Genomic DNA, 21200 nt, shown 5'->3' with positions numbered 1-21200 from the left:
TTTACCGTGGTCAACGTGGCCGATTGTACCAACGTTAACGTGCGGTTTTACGCGTTCAAACTTTTCTTTTGCCATTTTAAAATTTCCTATAAAGAAATTAAAGTCCAGCCCTAAGACCGGACCGAACTAAAATTACTTAACAGCGCGAGCTGCAATTATTGCGTCGGCAACGTTTTTCGCCGCTTCTGCGTACTTGGAAAATTCCATTGAGTACGAAGCACGACCTTGCGTTGCAGAACGTAAATCAGTTGCATAACCGAACATTTCAGACAGTGGTACTTGTGCATTGACAAGCTTAAGACCACCAAAAGCATCTTCCATGCCTTCGATCATGCCGCGACGACGATTTAAGTCGCCTACTACGTCACCCATGTTTTCTTCAGGGGTAGTGACTTCAACTTTCATAACAGGTTCTAAAAGCACTGGTTGCGCTTCTAAAGCACCATTTCTGAAGCCAATTGAACCGGCGATCTTAAAGGCCATTTCATTTGAGTCAACGTCGTGGAAAGAACCGTCAAATAACGTCGCTTTCACACCTAACAGAGGATAGCCCGCAAGCACACCTTGTTTCATTTGCTCTTGAATACCTTTATCAACCGCTGGGATATATTCCTTAGGAACCGTACCGCCTACGATTTCATTAACGAATTCGTAAGTTGGTGCGTCTTCATCAGAAAAGTCCATTGGTTCCAATTTCAGCCATACGTGACCATATTGACCACGACCACCAGATTGACGTACGAACTTACCTTCAGCTTCTACAGAACCACGGATGGTTTCTCTGTATGCCACTTGCGGCTTACCAACGTTACATACAACGTTGAATTCACGTTTCATACGGTCAACAATGATATCTAGGTGAAGTTCACCCATACCAGAGATGATCGTTTGACCTGACTCTTCGTCAGTTTCAACACGGAAAGACGGGTCTTCTGCTGCTAGTTTACCTAGCGCAATGCCCATTTTTTCCTGATCAGCGACTGTTTTCGGCTCTACCGCTACTGAGATCACTGGCTCTGGAAATTCCATACGCTCTAGTGTGATCACTGAATCTTGAGAACAAAGCGTGTCACCAGTGGTAACGTCTTTAAGTCCAATCGCAGCAGCAATATCACCGGCGCGAACTTCTTTAATTTCTTCGCGCGAATTTGAGTGCATCTGAACAATACGACCAAAACGCTCTTTCTTGCCCTTAACAGGGTTATAGACAGAGTCACCTTGACCAACTGTACCAGAATAAACTCGGAAGAAAGTCAATGTACCAACAAATGGGTCTGTCGCAATCTTGAACGCCAACGCCGCAAACGGCGCGTCGTCACTTGCTGGACGAGTAGCTTCAGAGTCGTCCTCAAGGATACCCTGAATCTCTTTAACCTCTGTTGGTGAAGGCATGAATTCAATCACAGCATCAAGCACAGCTTGAACGCCTTTGTTTTTGAATGCACTACCACATGACATTGGCACAATTTCGTTGCTCAATGTTAGTTGACGAATCGCAGATTTAATCTCTTCTTCGCTCAACTCACCTTCTTCTAAATATTTGTCCATTAGTTCTTCAGTCGCTTCAGCTGCACTTTCAACTAAGTGAGAGTGCCACTCTTCAGCTAAATCCTGAAGCTCTGCCGGGATCTCTTCATAAGTGAAGGTCATGCCCTGGTCACTTTCGTTCCAGTTAATGGCTTTCATTTTAATGAGATCAATAACACCTTTAAATTCATCTTCAGCACCAATAGGTAACTGAATAGGCACAGGTGTCGCACCAAGGCGGTCTTTCACCTGATCCACAACTGCCAAGAAATCTGCACCAGTACGGTCCATCTTGTTAACGAAGATCATACGAGGAACTTCGTATTTATTGGCTTGACGCCAAACAGTTTCTGTTTGTGGTTGTACGCCTGATGAAGCACAAAGAACAACAACTGCACCATCAAGTACACGCAAAGAGCGTTCTACTTCGATAGTAAAGTCTACGTGTCCTGGAGTATCAATGATATTGATGCGATGCTCAGGGAACTGAGCATCCATACCTTTCCAGAAACACGTTGTCGCAGCAGAAGTAATGGTAATACCACGCTCCTGCTCCTGCTCCATCCAGTCCATAGTTGCAGCACCATCATGCACCTCACCAATTTTGTGAGATAAGCCCGTGTAATAAAGTACACGTTCTGTCGTGGTGGTTTTACCTGCATCTACGTGAGCACAGATACCGATGTTACGGTAGCGCTCAATTGGAGTAGTACGTGCCATAATATCCTCTTAAAGGTCTTGGGCAGATTACCAACGGTAGTGAGCGAATGCTTTGTTCGCTTCAGCCATACGGTGAACGTCTTCACGTTTCTTAACCGCAGTGCCTTTGTTTTCCGCAGCGTCAAGGATCTCTTGTGCAAGACGAAGACCCATTGATTTCTCGCCACGCTTACGTGCAGAGTCTACTAACCAACGCATACCTAATGCGTTGCGACGAACTGGACGTACTTCAACTGGTACTTGGTATGTAGAACCACCAACACGACGAGACTTAACCTCAACCGCAGGGCGTACATTTTCAAGTGCAGCTTCAAAGATTTCTAGGTGCGACTTGCCTGATTTTTCAGCAGCCACGTCTAGCGCACCGTATACGATTTTTTCAGCAGTAGATTTCTTGCCGTCTAACATTACTACGTTAACGAATTTAGCAAGAAGTTCTGATCCGAACTTCGGATCTGGAAGAATTTTACGTTGACCTATTACGCGTCTTCTAGGCATTTTATCTCTCCGATATCTTCAGGTTCGTTTTTTTCAACGAATACCCAAAACAAATTATTCAATATTAAAACTTAAGTGCTTGGCCTTACTAACGGAGAACCATTAGCCCTTAGGACGTTTTGCACCGTACTTAGAACGACCTTGTTTACGATCGTTAACACCCGCACAGTCAAGCGCACCACGTACAGTGTGGAAACGCACACCTGGTAAGTCTTTAACACGACCACCACGGATAAGGATTACACTGTGCTCTTGAAGGTTGTGGCCTTCACCGCCAATGTAAGAAGTTACTTCGAAACCGTTCGTAAGACGAACACGCGCTACTTTACGTAATGCAGAGTTTGGTTTCTTTGCTGTAGTTGTATATACACGAGTACATACACCACGCTTTTGAGGACAAGCTTTAAGAGCAGCAGAGTTGCTCTTTGTAACCTTGCTGCGACGTGGCTTACGTACTAGCTGGTTAATAGTTGCCATTAAATAGCTCCTGATTAGTTAAAATTACTACTGAAAAAATAAAATCGACCCAAATTTTCCTTCCATTTTAATGGAACGAATAAATGGGTGGCCGAATTTTAATGAGCAAAGATTAACCTGTCAATAAAAATCCATTTTACAGCACTACTTTTCGTCGATTTTGTGGTTTTTTACGCCCACTCACTGACAATATGTCTAATCTCAAAAAACCGATAACATGAAATAGCACAACCACGATTCAACCGTGTCAGACCATTATCTCGTTATCTATCCCTCAATCAGAAACATTGCAAAACGCTAAATATTGACAGTTTTATAAGACATCAAGATGACACCAATATTCTTTGCTTCATGCTAATTTGTGCGCAAGATCAAAAAGGCCGCCCTATTGGGCGGCCTTTTAAATATCGACTATATCGTCTTTAGAGCTTACTTGTTGCCGCCTAGTAGGTCAGCATTAAGTGCGTCTGTTAGCGCTTGTGACGCTTCTTCAGCACTTACTGTTTGCTCTTCAACTGGTAGTTCGCTTTCTTTGCGACGGTTGATACGCTCTTGGTGATACGCAAAACCAGTACCTGCTGGGATCAAACGACCAACGATTACGTTTTCTTTCAGACCACGTAGCTCGTCGCTCTTACCGTTTACAGCTGCTTCAGTTAGGACACGTGTTGTTTCCTGGAACGATGCTGCTGAGATGAATGACTCAGTCGCTAGTGACGCTTTAGTAATACCCATCAGCTGAATTTCAAACTTCGCTGGGATCTTACCTTGCTTCTCAAGTTCACGGTTAGCAATGTTAACGCGTGCAACTTCAGCTTGCTCACCTGCTAGGAACTCAGTGTCACCACCGTCGATGATGATACACTTACGCAGCATCTGACGAACGATCGTCTCAATGTGCTTATCGTTAATCTTTACACCCTGTAGACGGTATACTTCCTGAACTTCGTTCGTGATGTAGTTTGATACATCAGTCACGCCACGTAGACGTAGGATGTCATGTGGAGACTCAGGACCATCGGCAATAACTTCACCTTTAGCAACCTGTTCACCTTCGAACACGTTAAGCTGACGCCATTTCGGGATCATCTCTTCGTAAGCATCACCTTGCTCAGGTGTGATCACTAGACGCTTCTTACCTTTCGTCTCTTTACCGAAGCTCACAGTACCTGTGATCTCTGCAAGGATTGCAGGATCTTTTGGCTTACGTGCTTCGAATAAGTCAGCAACTCGAGGTAGACCACCGGTGATATCACGAGTCTTCGAACCTTCTTGCGGGATACGTGCTAATACGTCACCCGGCTGAACAGTTGCGCCGTCTGTGATTTCAATCGTGGTGAATGAAGGTAGACGAATTTCTTGTAGGCCACGCTCTTCGTTTTCAATGATTAACTTAGGCTCTTTCGCATTCACCTTAGCTAAGTCTTTAACAACAACACGCGTTAGACCAGTAAGCTCATCAGTCTGTGCTTCTGTGTTTGAGTCATCAATATCGCTGAACGATACTTTTGACTGATGCTCGATAACGATTGGGTGACTATGCGGGTCCCACGTAGCAACAATATCATTACCTTTAACTTCAGCACCATCTTGTATAGAAAGAACCGCACCATAAGGCACTTTATAACGCTCTTTCTCACGACCTTGCTCATCGATAACCGTGATTTCAGTCGAACGTGAAGTTACAACGATCTTGCCATCAGTATTCAATACATATTTTGCATTGTGTAACTTCATGCTACCGTTGTTTTTAACTTGTACGCTGTTTTCAGCAGATGCTCTTGATGCCGCACCACCGATGTGGAACGTACGCATCGTAAGCTGTGTACCTGGCTCACCGATTGACTGAGCAGCGATTACACCGACTGCCTCACCTGGGTTGATGATGTGGCCACGTGCAAGGTCACGACCGTAACAGAATGCACAAACACCAAAGTCATTTTCACAAGTGATTACAGAGCGTACTTTAACTTCATCTACTGAGTGCTCTTCTAAAAGGTCACACAGTTTTTCGTCAAGCATTACGTTACGCTCAACAAGTACGATGTCAGTACCTGGCTTACATACGTCTTCAGCAACAACACGACCTAGAACACGCTCGCGAAGTGGTTCTACAACGTCACCACCTTCGATTAGCGGCTTCATTACTAGACCTTCTAACGTACCACAATCTGATTCGTTGATAACCAAATCTTGTGCAACGTCTACTAGACGACGAGTTAGGTAACCCGAGTTCGCTGTCTTAAGTGCGGTATCGGCAAGACCTTTACGTGCACCGTGCGTCGAGATGAAGTACTGAAGTACGTTTAGACCTTCACGGAAGTTAGCTGTGATTGGCGTCTCGATGATTGAACCATCTGGACGTGCCATTAGACCACGCATACCCGCTAGCTGACGTATCTGAGCTGCACTACCACGTGCGCCCGAGTCGGCCATCATGAATACTGAGTTGAAAGAGTCTTGTTGCTCTTCTTCACCCTGTGCATTCACTACAGTGTCTTTCGATAAGTTCGCCATCATTTCACGTGAAAGGTTTTCGTTAACACGTGACCAGATATCGATAACTTTGTTGTATTTCTCACCTGCTGTTACAAGACCAGACTGGAACTGTTGGTTGATTTCTGCAACTTCAGCTTCAGCGCGCTCGATGATTTCAGTCTTAGTAGGTGGAATAACCATATCGTTAATACCGATAGATACACCTGACTTCATCGCATAGTGGAAACCTGTGTACATCACTTGGTCGGCAAACACAACAGTGTCTTTCAGACCTAGGCGACGGTAACACTCATTAAGAAGACCAGAGATCTGCTTCTTACCAAGTGCTCTGTTGATAAGCTCAAACGGTAGACCTTTTGGCATGATCAATGAAAGGATCGCACGACCTACTGTTGTATCGACAACGTGAGTTTTTTCCGAACGCTCACCAGTCTCTTCGTCAACAATAGTCTCTGTTAGACGAACTTTAACGCGTGCGTGAAGCTCTGCGCTACCTGTACGGTATGCTTTTTCAGCTTCTTTCGGGTCTTTAAACGCAATACCTTCGCCTTTCGCATTGATGCGATCACGCGTCATGTAGTAAAGACCTAGTACAACGTCCTGTGAAGGAACGATGATAGGCTCACCACTTGCAGGTGAAAGGATGTTGTTTGTAGACATCATTAGTGCACGTGCTTCAAGCTGTGCTTCTAATGTCAACGGTACGTGTACCGCCATTTGGTCACCATCGAAGTCAGCGTTATACGCCGCACACACCAATGGGTGTAGGTGGATTGCTTTACCTTCGATTAGTACCGGTTCAAATGCTTGGATACCAAGTCTGTGAAGTGTAGGAGCACGGTTCAATAGAACTGGGTGTTCACGGATCACTTCATCAAGTACGTCCCAAACCTCTGGTACTTCACGCTCTACCATCTTCTTCGCAGCTTTGATGGTAGTCGCCATACCACGGCGCTCTAGCTTACCGTAGATGAATGGCTTAAATAGCTCTAGTGCCATCTTCTTCGGAAGACCACACTGGTGAAGTTTAAGCGTTGGACCAACTGTGATTACAGAACGGCCTGAGTAATCAACACGCTTACCAAGAAGGTTTTGACGGAAACGACCTTGCTTACCTTTGATCATGTCTGCAAGCGACTTAAGTGGACGCTTGTTAGAACCCGTGATCGCACGACCACGACGACCGTTGTCAAGTAATGCATCTACCGCTTCTTGTAACATACGCTTTTCGTTACGTACGATAATGTCTGGTGCAGCTAAGTCTAATAGACGCTTCAGACGGTTGTTCCGGTTGATAACACGACGGTATAAGTCGTTCAGATCTGAAGTCGCAAAACGACCGCCATCTAGTGGTACTAGTGGGCGTAGATCTGGCGGAAGTACTGGTAGCACGCTCATGATCATCCACTCAGGGTTGTTACCTGATTGGTGGAATGATTCCATAAGCTTAAGACGCTTAGTAATTTTCTTACGCTTAGTCTCAGAGTTAATTGTAGGTAACTCTTCACGCATTTCTGCGATTAGCTGACCAAGGTCTAGTTCGCGAAGTAGATCAAGTACAGCTTCTGCACCCATCTTAGCTTCGAACTCATCACCGTGCTCTTCTAGTGCATCTAGGTACTCTTCTTCACCTAATAGCTGACCGCGCTCAAGCGTTGTCATACCAGGCTCTGTTACTACGAAAGATTCGAAGTAAAGTACGCGTTCGATGTCACGAAGAGTCATATCAAGCATTAAGCCAATACGAGACGGTAGTGATTTCAGGAACCAAATGTGCGCAACTGGGCTAGCAAGTTCAATGTGACCCATACGGTCACGACGCACTTTAGTTAGTGTAACTTCAACGCCACACTTCTCACAGATAACACCACGGTGTTTTAATCGCTTGTATTTACCACACAAACATTCGTAATCTTTTACTGGGCCGAAGATACGGGCACAGAATAAGCCGTCACGCTCAGGCTTGAAAGTACGGTAGTTGATTGTCTCAGGTTTCTTTACTTCACCGTATGACCATGAGCGAACCATGTCTGGCGAAGAAAGACCAATGCGAATTGCATCGAATTCTTCGGTCTTATTTTGTTGCTTCAGAAACTTAAGTAAGTCTTTCACCTTAGCTCTCCTGTCGGAGTTAATCTTGAGGGCAAGCATTGCTCACCCCTTCATTCTTTACAGTTACAGTCCGGATTGGCAGCTCAGTAGAGCTGCCGGTCGGATTAACTTTCTTCCAACTCGATGTTGATACCTAGCGAGCGGATTTCTTTCAACAATACGTTGAATGACTCAGGCATACCCGGTTCCATCTTGTGGTTACCGTCTACGATGTTCTTATACATCTTAGTACGACCGTTTACGTCATCCGACTTAACTGTCAACATTTCCTGTAGTGTATAGGCAGCACCGTATGCTTCTAATGCCCATACCTCCATCTCACCGAAACGCTGTCCACCGAACTGTGCTTTACCACCCAGCGGCTGCTGAGTAACTAGGCTGTAAGAACCCGTTGAACGCGCGTGCATCTTGTCGTCTACTAAGTGGTTTAGTTTCAGCATGTACATGTAACCAACAGTTACTTGACGCTCAAACGCATCACCAGTACGACCATCATAAAGCGTAACCTGACCACTTGATGGATAACCACCCAGCTCTAGTAACTCTTTGATTTCGCTTTCTTTAGCACCATCGAATGCTGGCGTCGCGATTGGTAGACCACCTTTAAGGTTATTAGCTAGACGACGAACTTCGTCATCAGAGAAGCTAGCAATGTCTACTTCTTGACGGCAGTCACCAAGCTCATACGCTTTCTTGATGAAATCACGTAGCTCATAAAGCTCCGCTTGTTCTTTCATCATGTCTTCGATGCGCTCACCGATACCACGTGCTGCCAGACCCATATGCGTTTCAAGGATCTGACCGATGTTCATACGAGATGGTACACCTAGTGGGTTAAGAACGATGTCTACCGTACGACCTCTTTCATCGTAAGGCATATCTTCTACTGGTACGATTGTCGAGATAACACCTTTGTTACCGTGACGACCAGCCATCTTATCACCTGGTTGGATACGACGTTTAACAGCTAGGTAAACTTTAACAATCTTAAGTACGCCCGGCGCTAGGTCATCACCTTGTGTGATCTTGCGACGCTTGTTCTCAAACTTCTTGTCGTATTCAGCTTTAAGCTCATCGTACTGTGCAGCAAGTTGCTCAAGTTCTGCTTGCTGTGCTTCATCAGCAAGGCTCTGAGTCAGTAGCTTTTCAGCACCTAGAAGTGCAATTGCATCTTCATTTTGACCAGATTCAACAAGTAGCTTACGCGCACGGTTTAAAATACCGCCTTCAAGGATCTTGAACTCTTCGTTGAAGTCTTTCTTCGCTTCACGAAGCTGCATTTCTTCAACTTCCAGTGCACGCTTGTCTTTTTCAACACCATCACGTGTGAAAACTTGAACGTCGATAACAGTACCAGATACAGAGTTAGGTACACGTAAAGAACTGTCTTTAACGTCAGATGCTTTTTCACCGAAGATTGCACGTAGAAGTTTTTCTTCAGGTGTAAGCTGCGTTTCGCCTTTCGGTGTTACTTTACCTACTAGGATATCGCCGCCTTTCACTTCAGCACCGATGTAAACAACACCAGACTCATCTAGTTTGCCAAGTGCAGACTCACCTACGTTAGGAATATCAGCTGTGATCTCTTCTGGACCAAGCTTCGTATCACGAGCGATACACTGTAGCTCTTGAATGTGGATCGTAGTTAGACGATCTTCTTGTACAACTCGCTCAGAAAGTAGGATTGAATCCTCGAAGTTGTAACCATTCCAAGGCATGAACGCAACACGTAAGTTCTGACCAAGTGCCAAGTCACCTAAGTCCGTTGAAGGACCATCAGCAAGTACGTCACCACGTACTACTGGCTCACCAACCATACAAGTTGGTTTTTGGTTGATACATGTGTTTTGGTTCGAGCGCGTGTACTTAGTTAAGTTGTAAATGTCGATACCCGCTTCACCTGGAACGCGCTCATCTTCATTAACGTTAACAACGATACGGCTCGCATCAGCGTACTTAACTACACCGCCACGCTTAGCAACGATTGTTACACCTGAATCTTTTGCAAGTGTACGCTCGATACCTGTACCTACTAACGGCTTATCAGCACGTAATGTTGGTACTGCTTGACGTTGCATGTTCGATCCCATCAATGCACGGTTTGCATCATCGTGTTCAAGGAATGGGATAAGTGCCGCTGCCACAGAGATAACCTGCTGTGGAGATACATCCATATACTGGATGCTGTCGCTAAGCATAAAGGTTGATTCACCTTTGTGACGACATGGAATTAGCTCTTCTGCGAACTGATTTTCTTCAGTCAAGTTTGTATTCGCCTGTGCGATTACGAACTGACCTTCTTCAATTGCAGATAGGTAATCAACTTCGTCAGTAACGATACCGTCAACAACTTTACGGTATGGAGTCTCTAGGAAACCATAGTCGTTTGTACGAGCATACGTTGACAATGAGTTGATTAGACCGATGTTTGGACCTTCAGGCGTTTCGATTGGACAAACACGACCGTAGTGCGTTACGTGTACGTCTCGAACTTCGAAGCCTGCACGTTCACGTGTCAAACCACCCGGACCTAATGCAGAAATACGACGCTTGTGCGTTACTTCTGAAAGCGGGTTGTTTTGGTCCATGAACTGTGACAACTGAGAAGAACCAAAGAATTCTTTAACAGCTGCAGAAATCGGCTTAGCGTTGATCAGATCTTGTGGCATCACGTTATCTAGATCACCTAGACTTAGACGCTCACGTACAGCACGCTCAACACGTACTAGACCAACACGGAATTGGTTTTCAGCCATTTCACCAACAGAACGAATACGACGGTTACCTAAGTGGTCGATATCATCCACTTCACCTTTACCGTTACGAATGTCGATAAGGACTTTCATAACAGAAACGATGTCTTCTTTGCACAGTGTCCCAGGGCCTATATCTGAATCATAACCAACACGGCTATTGAACTTCATACGACCTACCGTTGATAGATCATAACGCTCTTCAGAGAAGAATAGGTTATCGAATAGTGCTTCAGCAGCATCTTTCGTTGGTGGCTCGCCTGGGCGCATCATGCGGTAAATTTCTACCAATGCTTCTAGGCGGTTTGAAGAAGAATCAATACGAACTGTCTCTGACATGTACGCACCGCTGTCTACTTCATTGATGTAAAGCGTATCGATCTTAGTGTGACCCGCTTTCACAAGCTCAGCCATTAGCTCTAGCGATAATTCAGCGTTCGCTTCAGCAATGATCTCACCTGTTGACTCATCGATGTAGTTTTTAGCAACTACGCGACCAATGATGTACTCATGTGGTACTTCAAGTTGCGTGATGCCTTTTTTCTCGATGTTTTTGATGTGACGAGCTGTGATACGACGGCTCTGTTCAACCAATACCTCACCGTCTGCATCTTTAATATCAAATGCAGCAGTTTCACCACGAAGGCGAGATGGTACTAGTTCCATCATCACTTTACCGTTTACTACTTCGAAGCTCGTAGTTTCGAAGAACAGATCAAGAATTTGCTCTGTTGTGTACTCTAGTGCACGTAAAATGATTGAAGCCGGTAGCTTACGACGACGGTCAATACGAACGAAAAGGTTATCTTTAACATCAAATTCAAAGTCTAACCATGAACCACGGTAAGGGATAACACGTGCGTTATAAAGCACTTTACCCGATGAGTGTGATTTACCGCGGTCGTTATCAAAGAATACACCAGGTGAACGGTGTAGCTGAGAAACGATAACACGCTCGGTACCGTTAATAACGAAAGTACCTGTGTCTGTCATGAGCGGGATCTCGCCCATGTAAACTTCTTGCTCTTTAATGTCTTTGACTGTGCCTGGAGCTTCTTTGTCCATTAACACAAGACGTAATTTAACGCGAAGTGGAGCAGAATATGTCACGCCGCGAATTTGACATTCTTTTACATCGAATACTGGTTCTCCGATACGGTAACTCACGTATTGAAGTTCAGAATTGCCCGAGTAGCTTTTGATAGGGAATACAGAACGGAATGCAGCTTCCAATCCAGTATCGCCATCCGCGTCCGGCGTAATGAATTTTTTAAACGATTCCAACTGCGTTTGCAAAAGGAAAGGTATATCCAAAACTTGTGGACGTTTACCAAAATCCTTACGGATACGTTTCTTTTCAGAATAAGAGTAAGCCATGGGGTTCCTCAGCTTGCTGATCTTTGACCCAACCTGTTCATGCAGAACAGCATTCATTGGCATCTAAGCCATGATAACAACATCTAAATTGTCTACCTAAACCCAACAGTTTCCCAAAAGGTTTAAATTATTGAAAAACTTGAAGAATTTAGGTTTTTATTGCGCAATAGTAATACTTTCGCTCTAGAGCGCAAAAGGGCCGGTGATTAAAAAATCACCAGCCCTTGCCTGATTTCTCAGGCAGCGAACCTAGCGTATGCTAGATTACTTGATCTCAACTTCAGCACCAGCTTCTTCAAGATCTTTCTTAAGTGCTTCAGCTTCTTCTTTAGAAACAGCTTCTTTGATTGGCGCAGGAGCAGACTCAACAAGAGCTTTTGCTTCTTTAAGGCCAAGACCAGTTGCACCACGTACAGCTTTGATAGCAGCAACTTTGTTACCGCCAGCGCCAGCTAGGATTACGTCGAACTCAGTCTTCTCTTCAGCAGCTTCAGCTGGACCAGCAGCAACAACAGCAGCAGCTGCAGTTACGCCGAATTTTTCTTCCATTGCTTCAACTAGTTCAACAACTTCCATTACTGACATTTCAGCAATCGCGTCAAGGATTTGGTCTTTAGTTACAGACATTTTAAGTTTCCTAATTAATCACGAACCCATGAGGTTCAAAAAATTTATTGGTGAAAGAGTAAAAGGTGCGATTAAGCAGCTTCTTCAGCTTTCTGAACACGTACAGCTTCAATTGTTTTAACCAATTTACCAGCTGACGCTTCTTTCATAGCGCTCATTAAGCGTGCAACAGCTTCGTCGTAAGTAGGTAGCTTAGCAAGCATATCTACGTCAACAACATTGCCTTCAAATGCAGCCGCTTTCAGTTCGAACAACTCGTTTTTCTTTGCGAAATCAGCAAAGATACGAGCAGCAGCACCTGGGTGCTCTGAAGAGAAAGCGATTAGGCTTGGGCCTACTAGCGATTCGTTAAGGCACTCATAATCAGTACCTTCAACAGCGCGTTTTGCAAGCGTGTTACGGACAACTTTCATCCATACGCCTGCTTCACGAGCTTCTTTACGAAGCGCAGTGATAGCATCTACTGTTACACCACGAGAATCTGCAACTACTGCAGATAGAGCACCTTTGGCAGCTTCGTTGACTTCAGCAACAATTGCTTTTTTGTCTTGAAGATTTAAAGCCATGGGTGTTACTCCTGGTTAATATGGGAACAAGTCCCCAGTTCTACTTTACTCACAGTCAAATGACTCTGAGCTGCTTTTTACGGCGAGAACCAGAAGATTAGGAAAAATCTAGCTGGGATTCACACCGTCTACGTAGGAAGATTAAGTAACTAGGTTACACCTACGGTCTTGGACGGAAACGCAATTTATCGATTTTATTGTAGACCAAATTTGATAAACAACAGTTCGAAATTATGCGCTTCAACCCGAATTCTTTGCTTCGTTGGAAGTGACTTCTCAACGAAATGGCGCAAAATTATAGTCTAATTTTTACGCCATGTAAACGCTAAAATCTAAATTACGCTAGAAGCGTGTTTAGAGTAGCTTGGTCTACAGCAACACCCGCGCCCATAGTCGTTGAGATGCTTACTTTCTTCAAGTAAGTACCTTTCGCTTGAGAAGGCTTAGCCTTCTTAAGAGCAACGATAAGTGCTTCAAGGTTTTCTTGAAGCTGGTTCGCGTCAAAGTCAACCTTACCGATTGTAGTGTGGATGATACCGTTCTTGTCGTTACGGTAACGAACCTGACCAGCTTTAGCGTTTTTAACTGCTTCTGCAACGTTAGGTGTTACAGTACCAGTTTTAGGGTTAGGCATAAGACCACGTGGACCTAGGATTTGACCTAGTTGACCGACAACGCGCATTGCATCTGGAGAAGCAACAACAACGTCAAAGTTCATTTCGCCTTTCTTAACCTGCTCAGCAAGGTCTTCCATACCTACTAAATCAGCACCAGCTTCTTTAGCAGCGTCTGCGTTAGCACCTTGAGTGAATACAGCAACGCGTACTTCACGACCAGTACCGTGTGGTAGTACAGTTGCACCACGTACGTTTTGGTCTGATTTACGAGCGTCGATGCCAAGGTTTACAGCAACGTCAACACTTTCAGTGAATTTAGCAGTAGCTAGTTCTTTAAGAAGAGCAACAGCTTCGTTGATTTCGTACTCTTTAGTTACGTCAACTTTCTCGCGGATTACGCGCATACGCTTAGTTAATTTAGCCATTCTCAATTACCCTTCTACATTCAAGCCCATTGCACGTGCAGAACCTGCAATCGTGCGTACAGCTGCGTCCATATCAGCAGCAGTAAGGTCAGGACGTTTAGTCTCAACAATCTCTTCTAGTTGTGCACGTGTTACAGTACCAACTTTCTCAGTGTTTGGACGGCCAGAACCAGACTTGATACCTGCAGCCTTCTTAAGAAGGTAAGATGCAGGTGGAGTTTTCATATCAAAAGTGAATGAACGGTCGTTGTAAACAGAAATGATTACAGGAACTGGTGCACCTTTTTCGATAGACTCTGTACGTGCGTTGAACGCTTTACAGAATTCCATGATGTTTACACCGTGTTGACCTAGTGCAGGACCTACTGGAGGACTAGGGTTAGCCATACCAGCAGCAACTTGTAGCTTGATTAAAGCTTCAACTTTTTTAGCCATGTTAATAACCTCGTTAAATGGGTCTTAGCCTTGTGCGCGCGAGGACGCGTACTCAAACGGCTTCCCGATTAAAAAATTCTTTCTTTTCGTGGCAGACGTAGTCTACCTACAAAAAGGCCGCTGATTATAGTTTAATCAGCGGCCTTTTTCAATTATTTTTTGCAATAGTACAAAAATACTGCAAATTAAGTATCTTGCTCTACCTGACCGAACTCAAGGTCAACCGGCGTTGAACGACCGAAGATAAGTACAGACACTTTTAAGCGGCTCTTTTCATAATCCACTTCTTCAACAACACCGTTGAAGTCTGCAAATGGACCATCAATAACACGAACCACTTCACCCGGCTCAAACAGCGTCGCTGGCTTAGGCGCTTCAGCGTTCTCTTGTAGACGGTTAAGAATACGATCAGCTTCACGCTGACTAATTGGTGCAGGACGATCAGATGTACCGCCAACAAAGCCCATTACACGTGGTGTGCTATTCACCAAGTGCCAAGTCGCGTCGTTCATCACCATTTGAACAAGGACGTAACCTGGGAAGAATTTACGCTCAGACTTGCGCTTTTGACCAGCACGCATCTCTACAACTTCTTCTGTAGGTACTAGTACTTCACCGAAGTCTTCTTCTAAGCCTTCAATTTTAATGTGCTCAATAATAGTTTGAGCAACGCGCTTTTCAAAACCAGAAAACGCCTGAATTACGTACCAACGTAATTTCTTTTCTTTGTTCTCATCCGACATGGGATCAGATCTCCAATCCAGTTAAAAAGCCAACAGCACGGAATAGCAAGCCATCTAATCCCCACAGGATAAGTGCCATTACTACAGTTGCTGCCATCACGATAATTGTAGTATGCGTTGCTTCTTGACGCGTAGGCCATACAACTTTACGAACCTCAATACGAGACTCTTTTGCAAAAGCAATAAAAGTACGACCTTTTTCAGTCGTCGCAGCGATACCTAGAGCGGCACCCACAGCAACTACAACACCAACTGCGCGTACTAACGCAGACATGTCCGCGTACATATAGTTACCAACTACTGCGCCAGTGAGTAGTACAACTGCAACTAGCCATTTTACCGTGTCCATCGAGCTAGACGGGTTTTCAACATTAGTGCTCATAATTGTTTTACCTTAAATACAGACACAACAACCCTGTCTTAGACAGGGTTAATCCATTAAATCCAAATTTACAAATAAGCGACGAGTGCAACACACATTATTTTAAATTTGGACTAAAAAGTATTGAGTGGCAGGGGCGGCAGGACTCGAACCCGCAACCATCGGTTTTGGAGACCGCTGTTCTACCAATTGGAACTACGCCCCTGCAAAGTGGATGCCCATTATACTGACGAACAAACTGAAAACAAGTGTAAAAGTTATACATCGTACGATTTTCACAACTTTTGTTTTTCAATCAGTTATTAAACACAGCTGCAAGCCATCATATTTAACACAAAAGTCATCGCTACAAGCACGATTATCTGCAGCAATATAAGGGATATTGGTGGAATTAGATTAAATATCAAGTGTTAGTCAGATCAAACTCGCCTATTTTGTATGACAAACTGTCGTGAATAGTTAACGAGAACCAAAAATAAAGCGATGTATACAATGCATCGCTTTATTGATGCACTTAATCCTGCTTAACTACTTTTTTTACATCTGCCAGCAAGCTAGATGCTCCAAATCTAAACATGGATGGCTGAGCCCAATCATGGCCCATGATATTTGCTGCCACATCAAGGTAAGGGAGCCCTTGCGAAACAGTCTTAACCCCGCCAGCCGCTTTAAAGCCAACCGCTTTACCATTAACTTTAATGCGTTCAATCATCACTTGCGCAGCTGCTAAAGTCGCATTTACAGGCACTTTACCTGTGCTGGTTTTAATAAAGTCGGCCCCAGCTAAAATCGCGATATCACTGGCTTGTGCGATTAATTCTGGTTGTTCTAATATACCAGTTTCGATAATCACTTTTAGCTTAATAGAAGTACCACAGACTTTTTTACTTGAGTGCACATATTGCCACGGTGTATCCGGATCACCAGCTATTACTTGGTTATAAGGCATCACCAAATCTATTTCATCAGCACCGTCGTCAATCGCTTGTTGTGTTTGCGCGAGCACTTGAGTAAGTGGTTGCTCCCCACAAGGGAAATTCGTGACCGTCGCCACCTTGATACTTTGCCAACCCCGTGATGCCAACTCCGCTTTACACAACGTAACAAATTGCGGATATACACATACCGCGGCGGGCAATGCAATATTTGCATCAATGCTGTCTAGCATCGCAATGATACTTTGCGGTGTATCATCGTCATTAAGCGAAGTTAAATCCATTAGTTCAAGCACGCGTATCGCATTGCTCGCCGTAGCTTGCTGCTGTGTACTCATTACGTCTCCTTAAAACTTCAAACCACCCCATGGTTTAATAGCTATCAAACAAATTCTATACGTATACACCCAGTAAAATAAATTACACGCCCGCCCTACAGGACATTTGTCCGCAACACACTCCTGTCGGCTATCGAAAATAAAGCATGTGCAACTCTGAACGTTCGATTATATCTCATAACCAATTGCTATAAGTTGCTAATATGGATACATTTTAGTAACTAGGCCTTGAAATATAAGCCTTAAACCAAAATCAAAGGCTGTATATAACTTTTAGTTATATATTTTGGGTTAATATTATTTTTTCGTCTTTTAAGGGCGTTATATTCTGCTCTCCTACTAAGTCATTTGAGTTGGCTTAAATCAAGGTTATGCATTTAGGGGCGAATTTTTGTGCAATATTTACCGATATTTACTAAATTAGACGATAAACCAGTATTGGTCGTCGGTGGTGGTGACGTCGCACTAAGAAAGTGCCAAGCATTTTTAAAAGCACGCGCCAATGTAACTGTTGTCGCCCCTGATTTTTGTACTGAACTGGTCGAGCTTGCTGAACAGGGCCAGTTATGCCTGGTTAAAGAGTATTTTGATACTCATCATGTACTTGGCATGATGCTGATCATTGCCGCGACTGATGACGAAGCGGTTAACAAAGCCGTATTTGACGCCGCCAATGCGCAAAACATTTTTGTCAATGTGGTAGACGACCAACCTAAATGCGGGTTTATCTTCCCATCGATTGTTGATAGAGACCCTATCACAATCGCCATTTCAAGTGCTGGTACAGCACCTGTATTAGCGCGCAGGATCAGAGAAAAGTTAGAAACCTTGATCCCGCATCATACTGGAAGATTAGCCAAACTGGCTGGAGACTTTAGAGAGCAAGTCAAGTCTCGCTTCAATACCTTTTCAGACCGACGCCAATTTTGGGAGCGTGTGTTTGACTCAAGCGTCGTCAGTAAAGTACAAGTAGGTGATGAACAAGGCGCACAGCAGCAACTTAATGACATGCTGACACTGCCTAGTGCGCCAGAAGGCGAGGTGTATGTGGTCGGTGCAGGTCCTGGCGACCCTGAGTTACTGACCATTAAAGCCCTGCAACTTATGCAGCAAGCTGATGTTGTCGTTTATGACTATTTAGTGTCTGATGAAATTATGGAGCTGGTGAGACGCGATGCGGATTTAATCTGTGTCGGTAAAAAAGCAGGCAACCATAGTGTTAAACAAGAAGATACTAACCAAATGCTAGTGAACTTTGCCAAGCAAGGTAAAAAGGTATGCCGTATCAAAGGCGGTGATCCATTCATTTATGGCCGCGGCGGCGAAGAAGTTCAAGTACTGGCTAAACACGGCGTTAAATATCAAATTGTCCCAGGTATCACCGCAGCGGCAGGTTGCAGTGCATATTCAGGTATCCCATTGACACACAGAGACCATGCACAAGCTATTCAGTTTGTCACTGGGCACTGTAAAAAAGATGGTCAAGAGTTGGATTGGCGTGGTCTTGCGCAATCGAACCAAACCTTGGCTGTTTACATGGGTGTGATTAAATCACCGCATATTCAGGCCAAGCTACTAGAACATGGTAGAGCACCTGAAACACCCATTGCCATTGTTGAAAATGGCACACGTCAGTCACAGCGTGTCGTTCGCGGCACACTCGGTGAATTGGCAGCAAAAATAGAGCAGCATAACATCCAATCACCCGCACTGTTGATCATTGGTGAGGTGGCTGCACTACACGAAGAATTAGCATGGTTTGGGCAAACGGAGCAAATCAGTAGCTTTGCACAGCCTATTACCCAAGTAGCTTAATAGAATTAATTTAATTAACAGTAGGACGACGAACAATGGCTTTAACCCACCTTCAGCAACTTGAAGCTGAAAGTATAAAGATTATTCGCGAAGTCGCTGCAGAGTTTGATAACCCAGTGATGCTTTACTCTATTGGTAAAGACTCTTCAGTGTTACTGCATTTGGCTCGTAAAGCATTTTACCCAGCGAAGATTCCATTCCCACTACTACACGTAGACACAGACTGGAAATTCCGTGAAATGATTGAGTTTCGCGACCGCTTGGCAAAAGAATATAACTTTGACCTGATTGTTCATAAGAACCCTGAAGGTATTGCCATGGGCGTCGGCCCGTTTACACACGGCTCAGCCAAGCACACTGACGTGATGAAAACCCAAGGCTTAAAACAAGCACTTGATAAGTATGGCTTTGACGCAGCATTCGGTGGCGCACGTCGTGACGAAGAGAAATCACGTGCGAAAGAGCGTGTTTACTCATTCCGTGATAAGCACCACCGCTGGGATCCTAAAAATCAGCGTCCAGAACTTTGGAATACCTATAACAGCCAAGTTAACCCGGGCGAAAGTATCCGTGTTTTCCCGCTATCTAACTGGACAGAGCTTGATATTTGGCAATACATCTATCAAGAAAACATCGAAATCGTCCCGCTGTACTTATCAGATAAGCGCCCTGTGGTTGAGCGTAACGGTACATTGATCATGGTTGATGACGAGCGTATGCCACTAGAAGAAGGTGAAGTGCCAGAAATGAAGTCTGTGCGTTTCCGTACACTAGGTTGCTACCCACTAACAGGTGCAGTTGAATCTGAAGCCAATACATTAACCGGCATCATCGAAGAAATGCTGCTATCCACATCATCAGAGCGCGAAGGTCGAGTTATTGACCACGATTCTGCGGGCTCTATGGAGAAGAAAAAACGCGAGGGGTATTTCTAATGTCGACAGCAAATGAAGTAAGAGAACTGGGCATTGAGGCCTATCTGTCTCGCCAACAAGACAAGAGCTTATTACGCATGATGACTTGTGGTAGCGTTGATGACGGTAAGTCGACACTTATCGGCCGTTTGCTACATGACAGCCATCAAATTTATGAAGATCAGCTTGCTGCACTTCACAAAGATAACGAGAAAGTGGGTAACGCTGGTGAAGAGCTAGATTTAGCACTACTTGTAGATGGTCTACAAGCTGAGCGTGAGCAAGGCATCACCATTGACGTTGCATACCGTTATTTCTCAACGGCAAAGCGTAAGTTCATCATTGCTGACACCCCTGGACATGAACAGTACACCCGCAACATGGTTACAGGTGCTTCAACAAGTGACCTAGCGATTATCTTGGTTGATGCTCGTTACGGTGTGCAGGTACAAACTAAACGTCATAGCTTTATTTGTGACTCGTTAGGCATCAAGCAGTTTGTTGTCGCTATCAACAAAATGGACATCGTTGATTTTGACGAAGCGGTTTTTGAGAAGATCAAAGCAGATTACTTGCAGTTTGCTGAGCAACTTAATGTTTCAGATATCAAGTTTATCCCAATGTCTGCTCTTAAAGGCGACAACGTAGTAACACGCTCTAAAAAGACACCTTACTACACTGATAAGCCACTACTTGAGTTACTGGAAGACTCTCCAGCAGCTGAAGCAAACCATGCTTTTGAAGCGCGCTTCCCAGTACAGTATGTGGTACGTCCAAACTTAGATTTTCGTGGCTTCCAAGGCACGCTAACATCAGGTTCATTAAGTGCAGGTCAGGCTGTTAAAGTCCTACCATCTGGTAAGTCTTCAACTATCAAAGAGCTTGTCACTTTTGATGGTAACCTAGAGCAAGCGCAGACTGGTCAAGCATTTACAATTACATTGGCAGACGAAATTGACGTTAGTCGTGGTGACGTAATTGTCCCAGCCGATTCAACAGCCTCAGTGACTAACCTGATCCAAGCAAAACTCGTGTGGATGCACGAAGAGCCACTTGTATTGGGTAAAAACTACAACTTCAAGTTGGGTAGTAAAAATACCTCAGCCATCGTACGTAAGATTGATCACACTATTGATGTGAACACGCTTGAGAAAGGCCAAGCTGAGCAACTGCAATTGAATGAAATTGCCATTGTTACGCTTGAGCTAACGGAAAGCATTGTGGCAGATATCTACCGCAGCAACCACGAAACAGGCTCATTCATCCTGATTGACCGTATCAGCAATCTAACAATTGGTGCAGGTATGATTGAAGCTTTACTGGCTGAAGAGTCTGCAGCAACCACTGAGTTCAGTGCTTTTGAGCTTGAATTCAACGCATTGGTACGTAAGCACTTCCCACACTGGCAAGCGCTTGATATCAGTAAGTTGAAGTAAGTGG

Annotated in this window: 15 protein-coding genes, 1 tRNA gene and 1 pseudogene; 3 read left to right on the top strand and 14 right to left on the bottom strand. The window is 44.4% G+C overall.

From position 1 onward, the window contains the following. The 14 genes and pseudogenes from N477_RS25810 to deoC form a co-directional block, all read right to left on the bottom strand. Positions 1-75, bottom strand: a pseudogene (locus tag N477_RS25810) (elongation factor Tu); the annotation flags it as partial. Between the two features lie 57 nt (positions 76-132). Beyond that, positions 133-2247 carry an elongation factor G gene (fusA, locus tag N477_RS22260; RefSeq protein WP_046354626.1) on the bottom strand — a complete coding sequence of 705 codons (2115 nt, stop codon included), beginning with the start codon at positions 2245-2247 and terminating at the stop codon, positions 133-135. Between the two features lie 27 nt (positions 2248-2274). After that, entirely contained in the window at positions 2275-2745 is a 471-nt protein-coding gene (gene rpsG / locus N477_RS22255; protein ID WP_063361551.1) for a 30S ribosomal protein S7, read from the bottom strand. Positions 2746-2847: 102 nt separating this feature from the next. Next, positions 2848-3222, bottom strand: a complete 375-nt coding sequence (gene rpsL / locus N477_RS22250) for a 30S ribosomal protein S12 (protein ID WP_063379461.1) — start codon at positions 3220-3222, stop codon at positions 2848-2850. Positions 3223-3651: 429 nt separating this feature from the next. Then, entirely contained in the window at positions 3652-7833 is a 4182-nt protein-coding gene (rpoC, locus tag N477_RS22245; RefSeq protein ID WP_063361628.1) for a DNA-directed RNA polymerase subunit beta', read from the bottom strand. Positions 7834-7937: 104 nt separating this feature from the next. Next, positions 7938-11963, bottom strand: a complete 4026-nt coding sequence (gene rpoB / locus N477_RS22240; RefSeq protein WP_063361552.1) for a DNA-directed RNA polymerase subunit beta — start codon at positions 11961-11963, stop codon at positions 7938-7940. Between the two features lie 264 nt (positions 11964-12227). After that, complete coding sequence (gene rplL / locus N477_RS22235; protein ID WP_023400585.1) at positions 12228-12590, bottom strand: 50S ribosomal protein L7/L12; 363 nt, start codon at positions 12588-12590, stop codon at positions 12228-12230. 71 nt (positions 12591-12661) lie between these two features. Beyond that, a complete protein-coding gene (rplJ, locus tag N477_RS22230; protein ID WP_023400586.1) occupies positions 12662-13156 on the bottom strand; it encodes a 50S ribosomal protein L10 in 495 nt (164 codons plus the stop codon). 337 nt (positions 13157-13493) lie between these two features. Further along, entirely contained in the window at positions 13494-14198 is a 705-nt protein-coding gene (gene rplA / locus N477_RS22225; protein ID WP_063361553.1) for a 50S ribosomal protein L1, read from the bottom strand. 6 nt (positions 14199-14204) lie between these two features. After that, positions 14205-14633, bottom strand: coding sequence for a 50S ribosomal protein L11 (gene rplK, locus N477_RS22220; protein ID WP_010387320.1), 429 nt, complete (start codon positions 14631-14633; stop codon positions 14205-14207). 185 nt (positions 14634-14818) lie between these two features. Next, entirely contained in the window at positions 14819-15376 is a 558-nt protein-coding gene (gene nusG / locus N477_RS22215; protein ID WP_023400588.1) for a transcription termination/antitermination protein NusG, read from the bottom strand. Between the two features lie 4 nt (positions 15377-15380). Continuing rightward, positions 15381-15758, bottom strand: coding sequence for a preprotein translocase subunit SecE (secE, locus tag N477_RS22210; protein ID WP_023400589.1), 378 nt, complete (start codon positions 15756-15758; stop codon positions 15381-15383). Between the two features lie 128 nt (positions 15759-15886). Continuing rightward, positions 15887-15963: transfer RNA gene (locus N477_RS22205), tRNA-Trp, on the bottom strand. Positions 15964-16272: 309 nt separating this feature from the next. After that, positions 16273-17031, bottom strand: coding sequence for a deoxyribose-phosphate aldolase (gene deoC / locus N477_RS22200; RefSeq protein ID WP_063361554.1), 759 nt, complete (start codon positions 17029-17031; stop codon positions 16273-16275). A 393-nt stretch (positions 17032-17424) separates the two neighbouring features. Here deoC and cysG point away from each other — a divergent pair, with 393 nt between their 5' ends. Genes cysG through cysN form a run of 3 tightly spaced genes read left to right on the top strand, consistent with a single transcriptional unit; the run spans position 17425 to position 21196 of the window. After that, the gene (gene cysG, locus N477_RS22195; RefSeq protein WP_063361555.1) at positions 17425-18846 is read left to right on the top strand and encodes a siroheme synthase CysG; all 1422 of its coding nucleotides are present in this window, start codon (positions 17425-17427) and stop codon (positions 18844-18846) included. Between the two features lie 35 nt (positions 18847-18881). After that, the gene (gene cysD / locus N477_RS22190) at positions 18882-19781 is read left to right on the top strand and encodes a sulfate adenylyltransferase subunit CysD (protein WP_039611464.1); all 900 of its coding nucleotides are present in this window, start codon (positions 18882-18884) and stop codon (positions 19779-19781) included. After that, positions 19781-21196 carry a sulfate adenylyltransferase subunit CysN gene (cysN, locus tag N477_RS22185; protein WP_063361556.1) on the top strand — a complete coding sequence of 472 codons (1416 nt, stop codon included), beginning with the start codon at positions 19781-19783 and terminating at the stop codon, positions 21194-21196. The genes cysD and cysN overlap by 1 nt, the downstream gene beginning before the upstream one ends. Positions 21197-21200: the final 4 nt, after the last annotated feature.

This window comes from Pseudoalteromonas luteoviolacea H33-S (assembly GCF_001625695.1).
In the GTDB taxonomy this organism is placed as follows: domain Bacteria; phylum Pseudomonadota; class Gammaproteobacteria; order Enterobacterales; family Alteromonadaceae; genus Pseudoalteromonas; species Pseudoalteromonas luteoviolacea_B.
The sequence above is the reverse complement of the archived record's forward strand: the minus strand, read 5'-3'. Positions and strand labels throughout refer to the sequence as shown.

Bases quoted from the DNA above. Each gene is read 5' to 3' on its own strand.
- fusA (WP_046354626.1), bottom strand. From the start codon at position 2,247: ATGGCACGTACTACTCCAATTGAGCGCTACCGTAACATCGGTATCTGT.
- rpsG (WP_063361551.1), bottom strand. From the start codon at position 2,745: ATGCCTAGAAGACGCGTAATAGGTCAACGTAAAATTCTTCCAGATCCG.
- rpsL (WP_063379461.1), bottom strand. From the start codon at position 3,222: ATGGCAACTATTAACCAGCTAGTACGTAAGCCACGTCGCAGCAAGGTT.
- rpoB (WP_063361552.1), bottom strand. From the start codon at position 11,963: ATGGCTTACTCTTATTCTGAAAAGAAACGTATCCGTAAGGATTTTGGT.
- rplL (WP_023400585.1), bottom strand. From the start codon at position 12,590: ATGTCTGTAACTAAAGACCAAATCCTTGACGCGATTGCTGAAATGTCA.
- rplJ (WP_023400586.1), bottom strand. From the start codon at position 13,156: ATGGCTTTAAATCTTCAAGACAAAAAAGCAATTGTTGCTGAAGTCAAC.
- rplA (WP_063361553.1), bottom strand. From the start codon at position 14,198: ATGGCTAAATTAACTAAGCGTATGCGCGTAATCCGCGAGAAAGTTGAC.
- rplK (WP_010387320.1), bottom strand. From the start codon at position 14,633: ATGGCTAAAAAAGTTGAAGCTTTAATCAAGCTACAAGTTGCTGCTGGT.
- nusG (WP_023400588.1), bottom strand. From the start codon at position 15,376: ATGTCGGATGAGAACAAAGAAAAGAAATTACGTTGGTACGTAATTCAG.
- secE (WP_023400589.1), bottom strand. From the start codon at position 15,758: ATGAGCACTAATGTTGAAAACCCGTCTAGCTCGATGGACACGGTAAAA.
- deoC (WP_063361554.1), bottom strand. From the start codon at position 17,031: ATGAGTACACAGCAGCAAGCTACGGCGAGCAATGCGATACGCGTGCTT.
- cysD (WP_039611464.1), top strand. From the start codon at position 18,882: ATGGCTTTAACCCACCTTCAGCAACTTGAAGCTGAAAGTATAAAGATT.
- cysN (WP_063361556.1), top strand. From the start codon at position 19,781: ATGTCGACAGCAAATGAAGTAAGAGAACTGGGCATTGAGGCCTATCTG.